Source organism: Paraburkholderia terricola, assembly GCF_003330825.1.
Taxonomy (GTDB): Bacteria; Pseudomonadota; Gammaproteobacteria; order Burkholderiales; family Burkholderiaceae; genus Paraburkholderia; species Paraburkholderia terricola.
In genome coordinates, this window is sequence record NZ_CP024941.1 from 1 (window position 1) to 15,807 (window position 15,807).

13 protein-coding genes are annotated in these 15,807 nt (G+C 60.3%); 9 read left to right on the top strand and 4 right to left on the bottom strand.

Annotated features, from left to right (window positions below):
- From dnaA to CUJ90_RS33095, 7 genes are all read left to right on the top strand, one after another.
- Complete coding sequence (gene dnaA / locus CUJ90_RS00005) at window positions 1–1,596, top strand: chromosomal replication initiator protein DnaA (protein ID WP_114161651.1); 1,596 nt, start codon at window positions 1–3, stop codon at window positions 1,594–1,596.
- Between the two features lie 218 nt (window positions 1,597–1,814).
- Window positions 1,815–2,918 carry a DNA polymerase III subunit beta gene (gene dnaN / locus CUJ90_RS00010; protein WP_073427907.1) on the top strand — a complete coding sequence of 368 codons (1,104 nt, stop codon included), beginning with the start codon at window positions 1,815–1,817 and terminating at the stop codon, window positions 2,916–2,918.
- A gap of 114 nt (window positions 2,919–3,032) precedes the next feature.
- A complete protein-coding gene (gyrB, locus tag CUJ90_RS00015) occupies window positions 3,033–5,507 on the top strand; it encodes a DNA topoisomerase (ATP-hydrolyzing) subunit B (protein WP_073427908.1) in 2,475 nt (824 codons plus the stop codon).
- A gap of 630 nt (window positions 5,508–6,137) precedes the next feature.
- On the top strand, window positions 6,138–8,171 hold the full coding sequence (locus CUJ90_RS00020; RefSeq protein ID WP_114161652.1) for an integrase catalytic domain-containing protein: 2,034 nt from the start codon (window positions 6,138–6,140) through the stop codon (window positions 8,169–8,171).
- Window positions 8,172–8,224: 53 nt separating this feature from the next.
- Window positions 8,225–9,151 (top strand): TniB family NTP-binding protein, encoded by a 927-nt coding sequence (locus CUJ90_RS00025; RefSeq protein WP_006050594.1) that lies wholly within the window; start codon window positions 8,225–8,227, stop codon window positions 9,149–9,151.
- A complete protein-coding gene (locus tag CUJ90_RS00030) occupies window positions 9,148–10,995 on the top strand; it encodes a TniQ family protein (protein ID WP_114161654.1) in 1,848 nt (615 codons plus the stop codon). Before CUJ90_RS00025 ends, CUJ90_RS00030 begins: the two co-directional genes overlap by 4 nt.
- Before the next feature lie 465 nt (window positions 10,996–11,460).
- On the top strand, window positions 11,461–11,775 hold the full coding sequence (locus CUJ90_RS33095) for a BPSL0761 family protein (protein ID WP_083803834.1): 315 nt from the start codon (window positions 11,461–11,463) through the stop codon (window positions 11,773–11,775).
- Window positions 11,776–12,184: 409 nt separating this feature from the next.
- Here the strand turns inward: CUJ90_RS33095 and CUJ90_RS00050 are convergent, their stop codons facing one another.
- The 4 genes from CUJ90_RS00050 to tnpA are packed head-to-tail and all read right to left on the bottom strand — an operon-like array spanning window position 12,185 to window position 15,152.
- A complete protein-coding gene (locus CUJ90_RS00050) occupies window positions 12,185–12,781 on the bottom strand; it encodes a plasmid pRiA4b ORF-3 family protein (protein WP_114161655.1) in 597 nt (198 codons plus the stop codon).
- A gap of 11 nt (window positions 12,782–12,792) precedes the next feature.
- On the bottom strand, window positions 12,793–14,337 hold the full coding sequence (gene tnpC / locus CUJ90_RS00055) for an IS66 family transposase (RefSeq protein ID WP_114161656.1): 1,545 nt from the start codon (window positions 14,335–14,337) through the stop codon (window positions 12,793–12,795).
- A 51-nt stretch (window positions 14,338–14,388) separates the two neighbouring features.
- Window positions 14,389–14,736: an IS66 family insertion sequence element accessory protein TnpB gene (tnpB, locus tag CUJ90_RS00060; protein WP_074295443.1), complete on the bottom strand. Its 348-nt coding sequence runs from the start codon at window positions 14,734–14,736 to the stop codon at window positions 14,389–14,391.
- Entirely contained in the window at window positions 14,733–15,152 is a 420-nt protein-coding gene (gene tnpA / locus CUJ90_RS00065) for an IS66-like element accessory protein TnpA (RefSeq protein WP_244219940.1), read from the bottom strand. Before tnpA ends, tnpB begins: the two co-directional genes overlap by 4 nt.
- A 102-nt stretch (window positions 15,153–15,254) precedes the next feature.
- On the opposite strand from tnpA, the gene CUJ90_RS00070 reads away from it, so the two are divergent.
- Together CUJ90_RS00070 and CUJ90_RS00075 are read left to right on the top strand one after the other, a co-directional pair.
- Window positions 15,255–15,506 carry a MerR family transcriptional regulator gene (locus CUJ90_RS00070; RefSeq protein WP_232292305.1) on the top strand — a complete coding sequence of 84 codons (252 nt, stop codon included), beginning with the start codon at window positions 15,255–15,257 and terminating at the stop codon, window positions 15,504–15,506.
- Window positions 15,507–15,580: 74 nt separating this feature from the next.
- On the top strand, window positions 15,581–15,784 hold the full coding sequence (locus CUJ90_RS00075) for a hypothetical protein (protein WP_006050589.1): 204 nt from the start codon (window positions 15,581–15,583) through the stop codon (window positions 15,782–15,784).
- Window positions 15,785–15,807: the final 23 nt, after the last annotated feature.

Sequence of the window (15,807 nt, forward strand, 5' to 3'; positions counted from 1 at the left end):
ATGAACGATTTCTGGCAACACTGTTCCGCATTGCTGGAGCGCGAGCTCACGCCCCAGCAGTACGTGACGTGGATCAAACCGTTGGCCCCGGTCGCCTTCGACGCCGCTGCGCACACGCTCAGCATTGCCGCGCCGAACCGCTTCAAGCTCGACTGGGTCAAGAGCCAGTTCTCCGGCCGCATCGCCGATATGGCCCGCGATTTCTGGCAGGCCCCCGTGGATGTTCAATTCGTGCTCGACCCGAAAGCCGGTATGCGCGCGCCGGCGGCAACGGCGCCGGCCCAGGCGCGTCCGTCTTCCGGGCCCGGTTCGATGGGCGGTGGCCAGCCGTCTGGCTCGAACGGCGGCGGGGTCGCCGTGGACGCGGCCGTCGGCGCGGTGCAAGCGGCGCACGCTGCGCGCGCCAACGGCGCGATGGCTATGCATCATGCGAACGCCCGCGCGGCGGCTGACGATGCCGCCGACCTCGATCTTCCTGGCCTCGACGCGAACGAAGCGGCAGCCGCCCGCCGCACGTGGCGTCCGGGTCAAAGCGCGAGCTCGAACGGCAACGGCGATAACGACTCGATGTACGAGCGTTCGAAGCTCAACCCGGTGCTGACCTTCGACAACTTCGTGACGGGTAAAGCCAACCAGCTGGCGCGCGCCGCGGCGATTCAGGTCGCGGACAATCCGGGCATCTCGTACAACCCGCTGTTCCTGTACGGTGGCGTGGGTCTCGGCAAGACCCACCTGATCCACGCGATCGGCAACCAGCTTCTGATGGACAAGGCCGGCGCGCGGATTCGCTACATTCACGCGGAGCAGTATGTGTCCGATGTGGTGAAGGCGTACCAGCGCAAGGCGTTCGACGACTTCAAGCGCTACTACCACTCGCTCGACCTGCTGCTGATCGACGATATTCAGTTCTTCTCCGGCAAATCACGCACGCAGGAAGAGTTCTTCTACGCGTTCGAGGCGCTGGTGGCGAACAAGGCGCAGGTGATCATCACCAGCGACACGTATCCGAAGGAAATTTCCGGCATCGACGACCGCCTGATCTCGCGCTTCGACTCCGGCCTCACGGTGGCGATCGAGCCGCCCGAACTGGAAATGCGCGTCGCGATCCTGATGCGCAAGGCGCAATCGGAATTCGTGAGCCTGAACGAAGACGTTGCGTTCTTCGTCGCCAAGCATTTGCGCTCGAACGTCCGTGAACTCGAGGGCGCGTTGCGCAAGATCCTCGCGTACTCGAAGTTCCACGGCCGTGAAATCACGATCGAACTGACGAAAGAAGCGCTGAAAGATCTGCTGACGGTGCAAAACCGGCAGATTTCGGTGGAAAACATCCAGAAGACCGTCGCCGACTTTTACAGCATCAAGGTCGCGGACATGTATTCGAAGAAGCGTCCGGCGAACATCGCGCGGCCGCGGCAGATCGCCATGTATCTGGCGAAGGAGTTGACGCAGAAAAGTTTGCCGGAAATCGGCGAACTGTTCGGCGGGCGCGACCACACTACCGTTCTGCACGCGGTGCGCAAAATTGCCGACGAGCGCAGCAAGGACGCGCAACTGAACCACGAATTGCACGTACTGGAGCAGACCCTGAAGGGCTAGGCGGCTCCATGGAAAAATCGATCTGTTTATTTCGGAACTCGCCCCCATTTTAGGGAAGCGGTTCCGTTTTCAGGCACAATACAGGTTTAACCGCCCGGCGGCCGCGGGCGGATTTCACGCCGTGACGGGCGCTGCGTGGCGCCGGCGGGGGGCCGGGGCTGCGTGCCGGAAAACTGGTAAGCCAGGCGCGCAGGTCGTCATATCAACGAAGGAACTCTATGCAACTGGTCAAGACCGAACGCGATAACCTCCTCAGGCCGCTGCAAACCGTGAGCGGCATCGTCGAACGCCGCCATACGTTGCCGATCCTCGCCAATTTGCTGATTACCAAGAACGGCCCGGACGTGTCGTTCCTGTCGACCGACCTCGAGTTGCAGATCACCACACGCGCCGATTTCGGCGTGGGCGGCGATTCGGTCGCGACCACGGTGGCGGCAAGAAAGCTCCTCGACATCTTGCGCGCGATGCCTGACGGACAGGTCACGCTGACCCTGAACGACAAGCGCTTGACCGTGCAATCCGGCAAGAGCCGCTTTGCGCTGCAAACGCTCGCGGCCGACGAGTTCCCGACCGTCGCTCAGGCTAAAGACTACGGCGCGAACCTCGTGGTTCCCCAGAAAACGTTCCGCCAGCTACTCGGCATGGTCCATTTTTCGATGGCCCAACAGGACATCCGCTACTATCTGAACGGCATGCTGCTGGTGGTGGACGGCGACCAGTTGATGGCGGTCGCAACCGACGGCCATCGCCTGGCGTTCTCGTCGATGAAGATCGAAGGCTCGTTCGCACGCCAGGAAGTGATCATTCCGCGTAAGACGATTCTCGAATTGCAGCGCCTGCTGGAAGACATCGACGACACCCTGGAGATCGACATCGCGCCCACGCAGGTGAAATTCACGTTCGGCCAGGTCGAACTGGTGTCGAAGCTGGTGGAAGGCAAATTCCCCGACTTCCAGCGCGTGATTCCGAAGTCGCACAAGAATCAGTTCGTGATCGGCCGCGAAGAACTGCAGCGCTCGCTGCAACGCGCCGCGATTCTGACCTCGGACAAATTCAAGGGCGTGCGCTGCATCATCGAGCCGGGCCAGTTGAAGATCATGTCGACCAACGCCGATCAGGAGGAGGCGCAGGAAGAACTGGAAATCGCGTACGACGGCGACAGCGTCGATATCGGGTTCAACGTCACGTATCTGCTCGACGTGCTCGCGAACCTGAAGGTCGACATGTTGCAAGTGAGCCTGGGCGACGCCAGCTCCAGCGCGTTGATCACGATTCCCGAGAACGACGAATTCAAATACGTCGTGATGCCGATGCGCATCTAACGCGTCCAAAAACCACGAACACACCAAGGGGCGCAGCGCCCCTTTGGCGTTTTTATGGTGTTTTGAAAAGTCCCGAGCAGCAACCTTGCAGTAACGCAGAACCGGAAAAAATCCATGACTGAAACGAACAATTCGCAACCCGATAACAGCAGCTACGGCGCTTCCTCGATTCAGATCCTCGAGGGTCTGGAGGCGGTGCGCAAGCGGCCCGGGATGTACATCGGCGATACATCGGACGGGACCGGTCTGCATCACCTCGTATTCGAAGTGCTGGACAACTCGATCGACGAAGCGTTGGCCGGGTACTGCAACGACATCCAGGTGATCATTCACGCGGACAACTCGATCTCGATCACCGACAACGGTCGCGGCGTGCCCACCGGCCTGAAGATGGACGACAAGCACGATCCGAAGCGCAGCGCCGCTGAAATCGTGATGACCGAGTTGCACGCGGGCGGCAAGTTCGACCAGAACAGCTACAAGGTGTCCGGCGGCCTGCACGGCGTGGGCGTGTCGTGCGTGAACGCGCTCTCGGCGTGGCTGCGCCTCACGGTGCGCCGCGACGGCAAGAAGCACTTCATGGAATTCCACCGTGGCGTGCCGCAGAACCGCGTGCTCGAAGAGATCGACGGCGTGACGGTGTCGCCGATTCAGGTGATCGGCGACACGGAAAACCGCGGCACCGAAGTGCACTTCCTCGCTGACGCGACGATCTTCGGCAATGTCGAATACCACTACGACATTCTCGCCAAGCGGATTCGCGAACTGTCGTTCCTGAATAACGGCGTGCGGATTCGCCTGCTCGATCAGCGCAGCGGCAAGGAAGAAGATTTCGCGTTCGTGGGCGGCGTGAAGGGTTTTGTCGAGTACATCAACAAGAACAAGGCCGTGCTGCACCCGAATATTTTCCACGTGAGCGGCGAGAAAGACGGCGTGGGCGTGGAAGTGGCGATGCAGTGGAACGACAGCTACAACGAAAACGTGCTGTGCTTCACGAACAACATTCCGCAGCGCGACGGCGGCACTCACCTGACCGGGTTGCGTGCGGCGATGACGCGCGTCTTGAACAAGTACATCACCGATCACGAAGTCGCTAAGAAGGCAAAGGTCGAGACGGCCGGCGACGACATGCGTGAAGGGCTGTCGTGCGTGCTGTCGGTGAAGGTGCCGGAGCCGAAGTTCAGCGCGCAGACCAAGGACAAGCTGGTGTCGTCGGAAGTGCGCGCGCCGGTGGAAGATGTGGTCGCGAAGGCGCTCGAGGAATTCCTGCTGGAAACGCCGAACGACGCGAAGATCATTTGCGGCAAGATCGTCGATGCGGCGCGGGCGCGCGATGCGGCTCGCAAGGCGCGTGAAATGACGCGTCGCAAGGGCGTTCTGGACGGCGTCGGTTTGCCCGGAAAGCTGGCGGATTGCCAGGAGAAGGACCCGGCGAAGTCGGAGATTTATATCGTTGAGGGCGACTCGGCGGGCGGCTCGGCGAAGCAGGGGCGGGATCGGAAGTTTCAGGCGATCTTGCCGCTACGCGGCAAGGTGCTCAATGTGGAGAAGGCGCGCTATGACAAGCTGCTTTCTTCGGAGCAGATTGTGACGCTGATTACTGCGTTGGGTTGCGGGATCGGCAAGGAAGATTACAACCTGGACAAGCTGCGTTATCACCGCATCATCATCATGACCGATGCTGACGTGGACGGCGCGCACATTCGAACACTGCTGCTGACATTCTTCTATCGGCAGATGCCGGAGATGATCGAGCGCGGGTATATCTATATCGCGCAACCGCCGCTCTTCAAGATCAAGGCGGGCAAGGACGAGCGGTATATGAAGGATGAGTCCGAGGTTAATGCTCACATTCTGAAGCTGGCGTTGCAGGGGTCGGAACTCGTGCCGGCTGAGAACGCGACGGCGATTACCGGCGATGCGTTGGGTGAACTGGCTCGGGCTTATTTGCTTGCTCAAGCCGTGGTGAATCGTCTGAGCCGGTTGTATGACGCTGGGGCGCTCGAGGCGGTGATGGACGGGGTCGTGATCGACCTTTCCAGTGAGGAAGCGGCGGAAGCTTCGGCTAAGGCGCTTGAGGCCAAGCTGCGGGATGATGCGTTAAAGCCCGAGGTCACCGTTACGACGATGTATGACCCGGTGCGTGAACTGCGCTCGCTGAAGGTGGCGCGGACGCATCATGGGAATCAGAAGGTGTCCGTGCTGGATCAGGATTTTCAGTTGACCGCTGATTACCAACAGCTGATTAATACCGCTAATACGTTTAAGGGGTTGATTGGGGCTGGGGCTGTCATTAAGCGCGGTGAGCGGAGTATGGCGGTTAATGACTTCAAATCTGCCATGAAGTGGTTGCTGGCGGATGCTGAACGCAATATCTCGAAGCAGCGATATAAGGGCCTCGGTGAAATGAACCCTGGGCAGCTTTGGGAGACTACGATGGATCCGACCGTGCGTCGCTTGCTTAGGGTGCAGATCGAGGATGCTATTGCGGCTGATGGGATCTTTACTACGCTCATGGGGGACGATGTGGAACCGCGTAGGGCTTTTATTGAGTCGAATGCGTTGCGGGCGGGGAATATTGATGTTTAGTGTCCGTTGTAGCGGGAACCATAAGGTGAGATTTTGGGAGGCATCCATTGAGACTTTTATTGAATGATGCGTCCCGATAGCTCAAGCTGATGACGTCCCGTTAAGCGCTATTCCGAAAGGAAAAACGGCCACCTTTATGAGGTGGCCGTTGTGTTTTTAGTGAGAAGTCCCGGACTGGGGTTCGCGATAGTCGCCGGCGGTCTCGCCTTCGAACAACACTGCCGCCGGCTACCTAGTCATAGCGATGGCCTAATGTCAGATGAAGCTAGGTGGCTTTTTTCTTAATAGCTTGGGTTTGTCGACGACGGAAAAATAGCGACGTCTTCCAATCCGATGTCGACAAACCGTGGAATGTGGCGAAGTTGGTGACGGTGGAGTGAGTGAGGCGATGGGGGGCTGCTGCTTGCTGAGTTGCATTAATTTCGGTTACGAGGCCTCGATTTAGTTTCGGTTACGGGGGCTCTTACCTGCCGCTGAGCCTTACCAGACAGGACGTAGCTAGAATTAATGTAAAAAGGCCGCTGGAGCTTTTTCCAGCGCCTTTTTTTGCGCTCACATCTGCGCGACTCTGCAAGTTTCGGCCGCATATGGCGACCTGAGCCACCTCTGCCTGATTGAGGAGCTGCGGCCATGATGCCCGACCTGCGCGCTGGCGACAGGTTGTCGCCGCCCGGTAAGCCGGACAGCTACTTCGAGGTGCTGGACAGTCACCTCCATGCCGGCTCAATCCACATCTTCGATGCCGAGAAACGTGAGGCCCGGTATGACGATGAACCGCGCCTCCGAGCCGCAATTTCGGAAGGCAGCCTGGTCCTGCATCGAAAAGGGATGCCGCGCGTCAGCATCGCTGCTCAATACGACAACCATGCACTGCACGACCAGGTCCGTGTGCTGACCTATGCCCTAAGGCGCATTGATGAAATCCGTGAGCAACGCGGCATTTCGTTTGACGCAGCCATTCCTCTGGCCCGTGATGCTTATGGAAAGGAGCGAGTGGGGCAACTGCTGGTTCGTCCGTTTCCCTCGCGCGCGACCCTGTACCGGGCTCACAAGAATCAACGGCTTGGCCTTCCGGTCCTCAAGGGTGACAGGAATAAAGGCAATTCAACGGCCAGGTATTCAAAGGAGCTTGTCGAATTCGTCGAAGAGGTCATCGAGAGCGAATACCTGGTCACCGAATCGAAGTGGACAGTTCTCGACACGACGGAATACATCGACCGTGAGGCGCGACGTCGTGGCCTGCATGTTGCGAAGCACGCTATCAGCCGCAAGTTCGTATGCGCGAGGATTCGTGACCTGACCGTCGATGCCGAATACGACCGCATGGACCCGCTCGACCGTGTCGCTGGCAAGTCATATGCGAAAAAGCGAATTCGGGCGGCGTTCCCGTTCGCCCGCATCGAGCAGGACGCTCTGCACCTGCCATTCGTCGTGCGCACACCTGATAGCACCGCCCGGACCGTCTATCTGGTACTGGCGATTGATGTCTGTACCGGATATCCCGTGGGATGGCATCTCGTCAATGGTTCGCCACGGGAGATGGATTCACTTTTGTGCCTCGAAATGTATTTGACGCCGGCCAAGGCAGCCCGCTTTGCAGAGCTTGGCATTCTTCACGCGCTGAACATTTTTGGCACGCCCGCACAAGTGATTTTTGATAACGGCCCAGAGACAAAGGGAGGACGAATTTTCCGCCTCGAGCGGCTAGGAATGGACGTCAAGCACTGCAAAGCAAAAGAAGCTCAAGGCAAGCCATTCATCGAACGCCTGAACAGGTCGCTCAAGGAGGCACTTCAGCGTCTCCCAGGATGCACGCGCTTCGAGGGAAAGGATGGAGTGCGCGACCCGGAGGCGCTGGGCGACGAGTTGATGACTGTCGAAGCACTCGAGAAGTGGATTGTCAGGTGGCTTTATGAGGACTGGGTCAACAGCCCGCTCGAGCGGCTATGTTGGGACGAACTGCTGGTCGATTCAGTCAAGGGCAAGACGCCACTTGAACGCCTGACTTACCAGACCGAAGAAATGGGGCAACCCATCACCATGCCGCCACCGCGTCATGAATGGATGGCGGCACTCTTCGAGCACGAGCCGTGCACGTTGAGCGCCCACACAGGTATCACCCTCAAGCATGGATTCAGGTACAAGGGCGAAACCATTTCGTACCTGCTGGCCACGCATGGCGACCATGCTGAACTTCACGTGGTCTACAACCCTGACGATTTCCGCCAGGTGTATGTATACGAGGGAAGTGACCGTCCGCTCGTCACGTTAACGCACGAACACGTTCGCCCGGACACACCGGCTTGGACTTTCGCAGAAGCTAAGGCCCGAATCGATACGGGCATGAAAAACTGGACGGCTCCGGACGCAAAGGTCCAATTCGAGCGCGACATGGACGAGGCGGTCACCGGAAACGGAAAAGCCAGCAAGCGCAAGACCCGCGGTAAGCGCGAGGAAAACAGGGAATCCGTGCGTCGCGCCAGAGACGGCCTGGCAATTCAGCGAGCCATCGACCGGCCGCTCTCAGCGGAAGCGCCGTTTGGACCTGCACCTTCGACGAATCCGTCATTGCCGACGGAAGATTTTAAGCGCGTCGTCATCTCTTACGACAACGCGCCGTCAATGGAAATCGTAGACAGAAACACTGGAGAAAAACTGCTGTGACGCCAGCCCAACTACTGCGTAAAAGAATTGAGGAATGCGAACTTGGACATCCTATGTTCATGGCGCACCTCACTGCGCTCAAACGGCGCGTCGATGACGCCCTCGCCGAATTTGCACCCAAAATTGTTCGCGTTCCGGGGCCCAGCCGGGCGGGCAAATCCTCGCTCATCGCGCGCCTGGCGCGCGACTACCCCGCCAACCGCATCGACGGCCGGCGCCATGTGCCCATTCTGGTCGTGAAGGTACCCCCGTCTGCGACGGTCAAACTACTTCCTAATAGCGTGCTGGCTGCGTTAGGCATCCAGGTTCCCCGCAGCATGACTGCGGGCGCGATGTTCGACCTGATGGCGGAGCAACTTCGCCTGGCTGGCACTCGCGTGGTGATTTTCGACGAGATTTCGCACCTCGTTGACGAAGGGTCCCGAGTGCCTCCTCGCGCAGCAGGCGACTGGCTCAAGACCCTTTCAGACACGCTCCGCATGACGCTGATTCTCTTCGGCATTCCGCGACTCGAGCGGCTTTTCTTGGCCAATGAACAGCTGCGCAGCCGCGCTTGCCCACCGCGCAACTTTGTTCCGTACGACGCAAGCGACGCCGACCAGATGACCGCTTATGGCGACTGCGTCGTCGCTTACGCTCGCCTGTTCTCTGCGGCGGGTTATCGCATCGACGTGCCCGCAGACGTACTCACCCAGCAATGCTATCTGCTCACCGGCGGCCTCATAGGCGTGCTCGCCGACTTCATGCGCGAGCTGGCCAGCTGGATTGCGAACGAAGCGCCGCGTGCCATTACGTACGCTGACTGTCGCGAGGCGCTTAAGGATGTCAGTCACGCGGGGTCACCGCACAGACTGTCATTTCAGGACTCTGGCCTCGGCGCAGTCGTGGAGCCAGCGGCGCTGAAGCAGGCATACGTTCATGTCCTGACCAGTAACGCAGCGTCCGTACCAATTCGTAAAAACTCAGGAGTGAAGCAATGAGCCTCGTTATCACCTACGCGCCGAAGGACGATGAGTCCGGAATGGGCTTTTACCGACGCCTCGCCGCGGGCAATGCGCTTTTCAGTTGGCGCGACCTTGCAAGTACGGCGGGTGTCGAGCGTAATCGCCGCGCCTTGCTAACGCGCACAGCCGACGTGGCCCGTAACCTCGGCCTGGAATCAGCGTGGACCGAATTCAGCCGGCAACAGGAAGACCTCTGCCGGGGTTGGGGAGGGCTGCACCGTGCGCAATCTGACGCCGTGTGTCCCGCGTGCCTCGCTGAGTCGCCTTACTTGCGACACCACTGGGAGCACGCCTATGTCACCGCGTGTTCGCAGCATCAAATCCTGCTGGTCGACCAGTGCGACGCCTGCGGAAAGCACCTGTCGCAGGAGCGGCTCTACATCGGATTGTGCTCGTGCGGTCATGACCTGGGCAACTTGCCGCGTGTGCGGGCGACTCGCGGTCAGCAGTGGCTATCGACGCTGATTGCGAGCAACGGTCAGCAGTCTGGCAGCGTCAAACCGCCTGTGCACGGCGTGGACATCAACGTGCTGGTAAAAGTCATCCGCACGCTTTGTCAGTACGCGGACCCGACGAGCCCCGGGTTGCCGCGCAGCGCGGCATTGCCGAAATTTATCGCCGATGCGGTCGAGTTTCTTTCGCCGCTCGAAGCGTTGCTGGTGGACTGGCCGACGGGCTTCCGAAGTCACGTCGAGCAGCGCATTGCTGCCGGTCGCAAAGATGCCCGCACGCTGAACACGTTGCTCGGCGACTGGTACATCAGATTGCGCAAGCTCTGCCTCGGCACTGCGCTCGAACCTCTGATTCAAATTGTCATCGACGTCGCCGCGCAGAAGTCCGAGTGTGTTCTGGGCATGGATTCGGCCAAAGGCATGGCCGAAGATGCGACGGGCTACATGCGCGCGCCAGCTGCTGCGAAGGCTATCGGCGTCAGCGTTTCAAGTTTGCGTGACTCGATAGACGCTGGCGAGTGCGAACACCGCGCGCGACGCACTGGCACCCGCGGCCAACTGTTCGAAATTCCGTGCGCTGAGGTAGAGCGCATACAGCGGCAACGCGCCGGGTGGATTTCCGACTACGACGCCAGCGAACTGGCGGGCGTGCCTCCCATCGTGCTCGAACGCATGAAAACCGGCGGGGTGGTCCGGTCAGACAAGCGCTGGCGCGAAGACCTCATGAAAGGTGGTCCGGTTGAACGTCAATCCATCCTGGATTTGTATGAGCGTGTGGAACGATGGGCGCAGCCCATTGCGCTGGCCGACGACGCGACGCTCACGTGGGCGCAGTTGACCAGCCGGCGTATGGGTGACAGAAAGGCAATCGAGTCGCTGATGCAAGCCATCGCAACTGGCAAGGTGAAAGCTGTCGCGCGCGGCAGGAATCTCGGCGAAATGTCCTTTCTGACGACAGATGTGTCGCAGTATTTCGGCACTCCGCTGCTTGAGGCCGGCATGTCAATTCAGCAACTGGCCAAAGCGACTGGATGGAAATGGGAGTCCATCCAGAACTGGGTGGACGAAGGACTGCTGGCATCGGAACTGATTCAACGGCGCGGTCAGCCTTGTCGCGTCGTGCTGCCGTCACAGTTGCTGGAGTTCCGTCAGGCCTACGTTCCGCTAGCGGACCTTGCCCGTGCCATGGGTTCGAGGTCATCGGCACTGTCCCGCTCGCTCCCCGGCGTCGAACTGGTCGGTGCGAAGCAGCTTCCTGACGGCGCCACGCGCGGCGCGCTGCTGCGTATCGCCGAGCTCGGCCGGCTGGCGGTTATCGGTGCGAGAGCAGGGCATGACCTTTTTGTGCCTGCATCGTTGACGCCATGAACCAGCGAGCGACACGTCGAATGACCGGCATGCTCCGGCCGGCGAATTGTGCGCCGGTCGGGACGTGGTCGGGCCCGCACGGAGTGCCACCCTGTCTCTCCGTCTAAACGAAGCGTATGGCTCTCTACCACCATCAGGAGACTGCGATGCCCATCTGGAAACCGCGACCCGCTTCCGAGATTCCAAGGATTCCGTTGTCCCGTTGGCGCATATTCGAGACCGAGGATGGGAGTCGTCATTTTGTTGGCGTGGATATGTTTGACCGGTCGGGACGCGTTAGCTCCCCGATAGTGACGTTCGACCCGGTCACTATGCAGGGCACGACTCACACTGGACGCATTTACGAGCTGGTCGGCAGCAAAGGCTCGTCATTGAACGTTGACTACGTCTGGATGCGGTGGTGCGAACTGTACGAGGTGATGTCGTACACCGACGTCACCGAACGTCTGCTTGACGGAGCTGGTGATGACGACCCCACTTGAGCGTACGAAAGCCGTGACTGATACCCGGGAGCTATTGCGGATGCTCGCCCGTGCCGACGAAATAACCATCGGCGGTCTTGTCCAGACGGTGGCGCTAGGCCTGCTCAGGCACTATCCGCTCGACATCGACCTGGACGTGTCGGCCGCTGCATCACCCGAAATCTGGGCCGCGCCGAAACGCCGACGGTCTTGCTCTACATCAGCGATAGAACGTCGAACACCCATTCCCAGTCGCAGTGAAGCTGATGAGATTCGCAATCAAGGAACCGACGATGGCCAGACGGCATGTGGTTCCTGAGGACTTCCCGAGAGAGCCATCGCCCGGACTGGTGCCGGGTACGCAGCCAAAGCTTCTTGTGCGCAAGACGCACGGGCGGTATTACACCGGTCTCACGGACGAAGAGCTGTGGACACGCTATGACGCGTGCGAGGACCTGGCGGGTCAGCTCGCGGAGTACGCGTCGCGAAAGATGTCTGCGTCTGGCCTGTCGTTGGACGATGCACTGGAGCGGGTCGAGAAAGGTCTGAAAGCGAAGGTGGATGGCGGCCAGTGGGATTTTTCTCGCGCAGAGATAGCGTGGACGTGGAATCGCTTGCATAAGCTGCTGTCGGCAGCGCGAAATGGCATAGGAGGCAGTGGGGGGTTGGTAACAATACGCGCCCACCGCACGTTCTCAGTAAGCGTCAATCTGAGGCCGTCTTGACGATCAGACCTTGACCTCTGAGAGCCGCTGATTCGTGAGCACGAGATCGAAGGCGGCGGGATCGAAGCTGCCGCCACACCACTCGAGGAAGTGGTCGTGCTCCTCGTGCGTCGGATCGGTGATCGCTTCGAGGAAGTCGGCATATCCTGGAACTCCACCGACGTCTTCCGGTGGACACGCATTCTGCCCGTCCAGGCACAGCGGCCGGCGCATGTCTGGATCAGGCGTCAGCGCCTTCTCGACCTTGATCCGATGCTGCCAGTTGTCACCGTAATCGTAGACGTAGGTGAATGACTTCAGCCCGCCCAGCGCCTTCGCCAGCGTGACCCGTGCCTCATTGAGCATCGGTGGATCGCTCTGGAATCCGAAGTCATCAGGTTCACCATAGTTGGTTTCGCCGAAGACGAACTCGTGCAGGTGCCCGCCCTCCCAGCCCATGGCCAGTTGCAGCACGACATGCAGCTTGCCCAGCCGGATCGAGCCGGGAACGATGATTCGTCGCCAGATCGCCGGCTTGATGTACTTCAGCTCAACGCGCAGTACGTAATCGGGCACTGGCGCCTTGACCAGGCGCACGGCAGGTTTGCGGGGTTGGACCATCGGGTTGATTGTCAGGCGGCTTGCTGCTCGATGTGTGCAGCCGGCATCAGGCGCCACGGCAGCAACTCGTCGATGCGGTTGATGGGATGATCGGCGATGCGCTCAAACACCGTGCGCAGGTAGGCAAACGGCTCGATGCCGTTCAGGCGCGCCGTACCGATCAGGCTATAGATCACCGCCGCGCTTTGGCCACCGCCGTCGGAGCCTGCGAACAGATAATTGCGCCTGCCGAGAACCAGCGGCCTGATCGCGCGCTCCGCCGTATTGTTGTCCACCTCGATGCGCCCGTCTTCGCAATAGCGTATGAGTGCATGCCAGTGCCCCAGCGAGTATCTGATCGCCTTCGCCAGCCCCGACTTCGCCGATACCTGTGACAGCGTGTGTTCGAACCAGGCCTTCAGTTCAGCGAGCAATGGGGCCGAGCGCAGCTGACGCGCAGACAGGCGCACGTCCGGCGTCTGGCCGCGAACCTCGCGTTCAACGGCATACAGCGCCCCAATGCGGCGCAGTGCTTCCTCGGCAATTGGTGAGCTGTCCAGCTTGTACAGGTCGTAGAACTTGCGCCGCGCATGCGCCCAGCACCCGGCCTCGATGACCGTGCCGTCACGATACAGCGCGTCATACCCGCTGAAGGCATCTGCCTGCAGGATTCCCGTGTAGCCCGCCAGATGTTCCCGAGGTCGTTCACCTTTGCGGTCGGGTGAGTACCTGTACCAGACGGCTGGTGGCGCGCGGCTCCCTGCCGGGCGGTCATCCCGCACATAGGTCCACAGGCGCGCCGTGCGTGTCTTGCCACGCCCCGGCTCCAGCACCGGCACGGGCGTGTCGTCGGTATGGATCTTGTCTGCGGCGCGCACGTAACCACCGAGTGCGTCTGACAGGGGTTGCAGCAGCGCAGCCGCTTCACGCACCCACGAAGCCAGTGTTGCCCGGTCCAGTTCGATGCCCGCGCGGCGATAGATGCCGGCCTGCCGGTATAGCGGCATATGGTCAGCGTACTTCGCGACGACGACCTGTGCGAGCAGCCCCGCACCCGCCATCGAGCGTGCTATCGGCCGCGAAGGTGCCGGCTTCTGTACTACTGCGGCACAGCGCGGGCAGCTCAGCTTCGGACGTACGTGGCGCAGTACCTTGAAGTAGCCGGGCACATAGTCGAGCACCTCCGAGACGTCTTCGCCGAGCGCCCGCATCTGTTTGCCGCATTCCGGGCATCCGCAGTTTGACGGCGCATGCACAACCGTTTCGCGAGGAAGATGTGCAGGGAAGTGCCGTGACTTGCGGCGCAGTGGAACAAGGTTCGTAGTGGCCGGCGTATCCGCAGTCGCGTCGGCATCAGGCGCCTTCGCCGGTGCGGCCATATATGGTTCATGAACAGGCAGCTCACCGAGGGCGAGCTGCAGCTGGTCCATCAGTTCTGTCATGCGCTCAGATGAGCGGCCATACTGCCATCGCTTCAGTCGCGAGATCTCGGCCAGCAACTGCGCGATGGTCTCGTCGCGCGAGGCAACGATGCGCTTGAGAGCGGCGATGTCATCGGGCAGATGGCGGGCTGGCATGCATGCCAGTGTAAATGAAGGCCACGCGCTTGTGGGCTCCCGCACCCTGCCTTATGCCGCGTGCGTCGGCTGCCACGTCCGCTCGGGATGCCGCCAGTCAATCCCTTCGAGCAGCATCGACAGTTGGGCGGCTGACAGATGGACTGTTCCCGAGTCCGCCTGCGGCCACACGAAGCGTCCACGCTCGAGTCGTTTCGCGTACAGGTTCATGCCGTCGCCGCTCCACCATAAAATCTTGATGAGATCACCGCGACGCCCGCGAAACAGGAAGATGTGCCCCGAGAAGGGATCACGTCCGAGTGCTGACTGCACTAGCGCGGCAAGTCCATCCATGCCACGGCGCATATCGGTAACGCCCGCTGCCAGCCATACGCGGGTACCGCCTGGCGGCGCAATCATGCTGGCATCAGGCAGCGCAGCACGAGGCGCAACTGCACGGGGTCGACCATGCCCGTGACGCGTACACGGGCACCATTCAGTTCGATCTCGATGCCCGACGCTGCTGGTACGCTCTCGCGATGTGGCTCGACAGGCTGTAGAGCGAGCGACGCCGGTTCTGCGGTCTCGCCGGTCGGTGCATCAGGTAGCGCTACGGGCAGCAACACCGCTGTGCTGTTCGCCACTCCTTCAAACAGGCCCGCCCGCAGTTGCCGGCGCCACTTGAACACCATATTGGGATTCAGTCCGTGCGCCTGCGCGAGCTTGGCCACCGAAATACCCGGCTCGCACGCCGCGACGGCAACTTGCCGTCGGTACTCTGGTGTGTAATTCGGTCGGCCCTTGCGGTTCGATGATCGCGCATTCCGTGTGTCCAAAGTAGTCCCCATCACTTGAAGTAACGGACATCACTTTGGACACCGGCTTCAGCTCTGTCCATGCGGCCACGGAATGACGCTTACCGTTCTCACGTTATGAGTATGGATTCCGGGATGATTGCCGAGGGGGCCGTTGTGACTATCGCAGAAGCAGCAAACTACCTGTTCGTCAGTCGTCCACACGTTCGCAAGCTCTTCGCCGCAGGAAAACATACTGAGGTGTTGCCGAGAGACCCAACTGGCCGCATCAATATCGACGTTTTTTCCGTAGAGTCATACCGGACTGCGAGGGACGCCGCGATGCGCGCCTATGTCGATTCGCAGACCGAGGACAGCGACCCGTTGGGACTATGAGAGTGGGTTACGTCGGCCTGTGATTCGGGTACCCGACCGTTTAACCATCGCTCGCCGCTAATGAGGAGGGAAATATGTCTTCGCCAAACAGTCTGGACCTGGATATTGCGCTTCGGAAGATTCACAAGCTGGCTATCGCAGACGGCGATTTAGGGTTCGCCTACTGGCACGCAATCGGGCAGCTTCTACGGCGAGCAGGTGATATGCAAGCCGAAATAGATTTCCTCACAAAAGAGCTGGAACGATGTCGCGCCATGCTTGCTCGAAATAGCGGCTGAACTTCGCGAGCACTATCGTTACG

What these genes read in the sequence shown, in the direction of transcription:
- tnpB (WP_074295443.1), bottom strand. Translation starts at nt 14,736, where the DNA reads ATGATTGCGCCGCCAGGCGGTACCCGCGTATGGCTGGCAGCGGGCGTT.
- dnaA (WP_114161651.1), top strand. Translation starts at nt 1, where the DNA reads ATGAACGATTTCTGGCAACACTGTTCCGCATTGCTGGAGCGCGAGCTC.
- CUJ90_RS33095 (WP_083803834.1), top strand. Translation starts at nt 11,461, where the DNA reads ATGACGACCCCACTTGAGCGTACGAAAGCCGTGACTGATACCCGGGAG.
- tnpC (WP_114161656.1), bottom strand. Translation starts at nt 14,337, where the DNA reads ATGCCAGCCCGCCATCTGCCCGATGACATCGCCGCTCTCAAGCGCATC.
- dnaN (WP_073427907.1), top strand. Translation starts at nt 1,815, where the DNA reads ATGCAACTGGTCAAGACCGAACGCGATAACCTCCTCAGGCCGCTGCAA.
- CUJ90_RS00075 (WP_006050589.1), top strand. Translation starts at nt 15,581, where the DNA reads ATGTCTTCGCCAAACAGTCTGGACCTGGATATTGCGCTTCGGAAGATT.
- CUJ90_RS00050 (WP_114161655.1), bottom strand. Translation starts at nt 12,781, where the DNA reads ATGGTCCAACCCCGCAAACCTGCCGTGCGCCTGGTCAAGGCGCCAGTG.
- gyrB (WP_073427908.1), top strand. Translation starts at nt 3,033, where the DNA reads ATGACTGAAACGAACAATTCGCAACCCGATAACAGCAGCTACGGCGCT.
- CUJ90_RS00030 (WP_114161654.1), top strand. Translation starts at nt 9,148, where the DNA reads ATGAGCCTCGTTATCACCTACGCGCCGAAGGACGATGAGTCCGGAATG.
- CUJ90_RS00070 (WP_232292305.1), top strand. Translation starts at nt 15,255, where the DNA reads ATGGATTCCGGGATGATTGCCGAGGGGGCCGTTGTGACTATCGCAGAA.
- CUJ90_RS00025 (WP_006050594.1), top strand. Translation starts at nt 8,225, where the DNA reads ATGTTCATGGCGCACCTCACTGCGCTCAAACGGCGCGTCGATGACGCC.
- CUJ90_RS00020 (WP_114161652.1), top strand. Translation starts at nt 6,138, where the DNA reads ATGATGCCCGACCTGCGCGCTGGCGACAGGTTGTCGCCGCCCGGTAAG.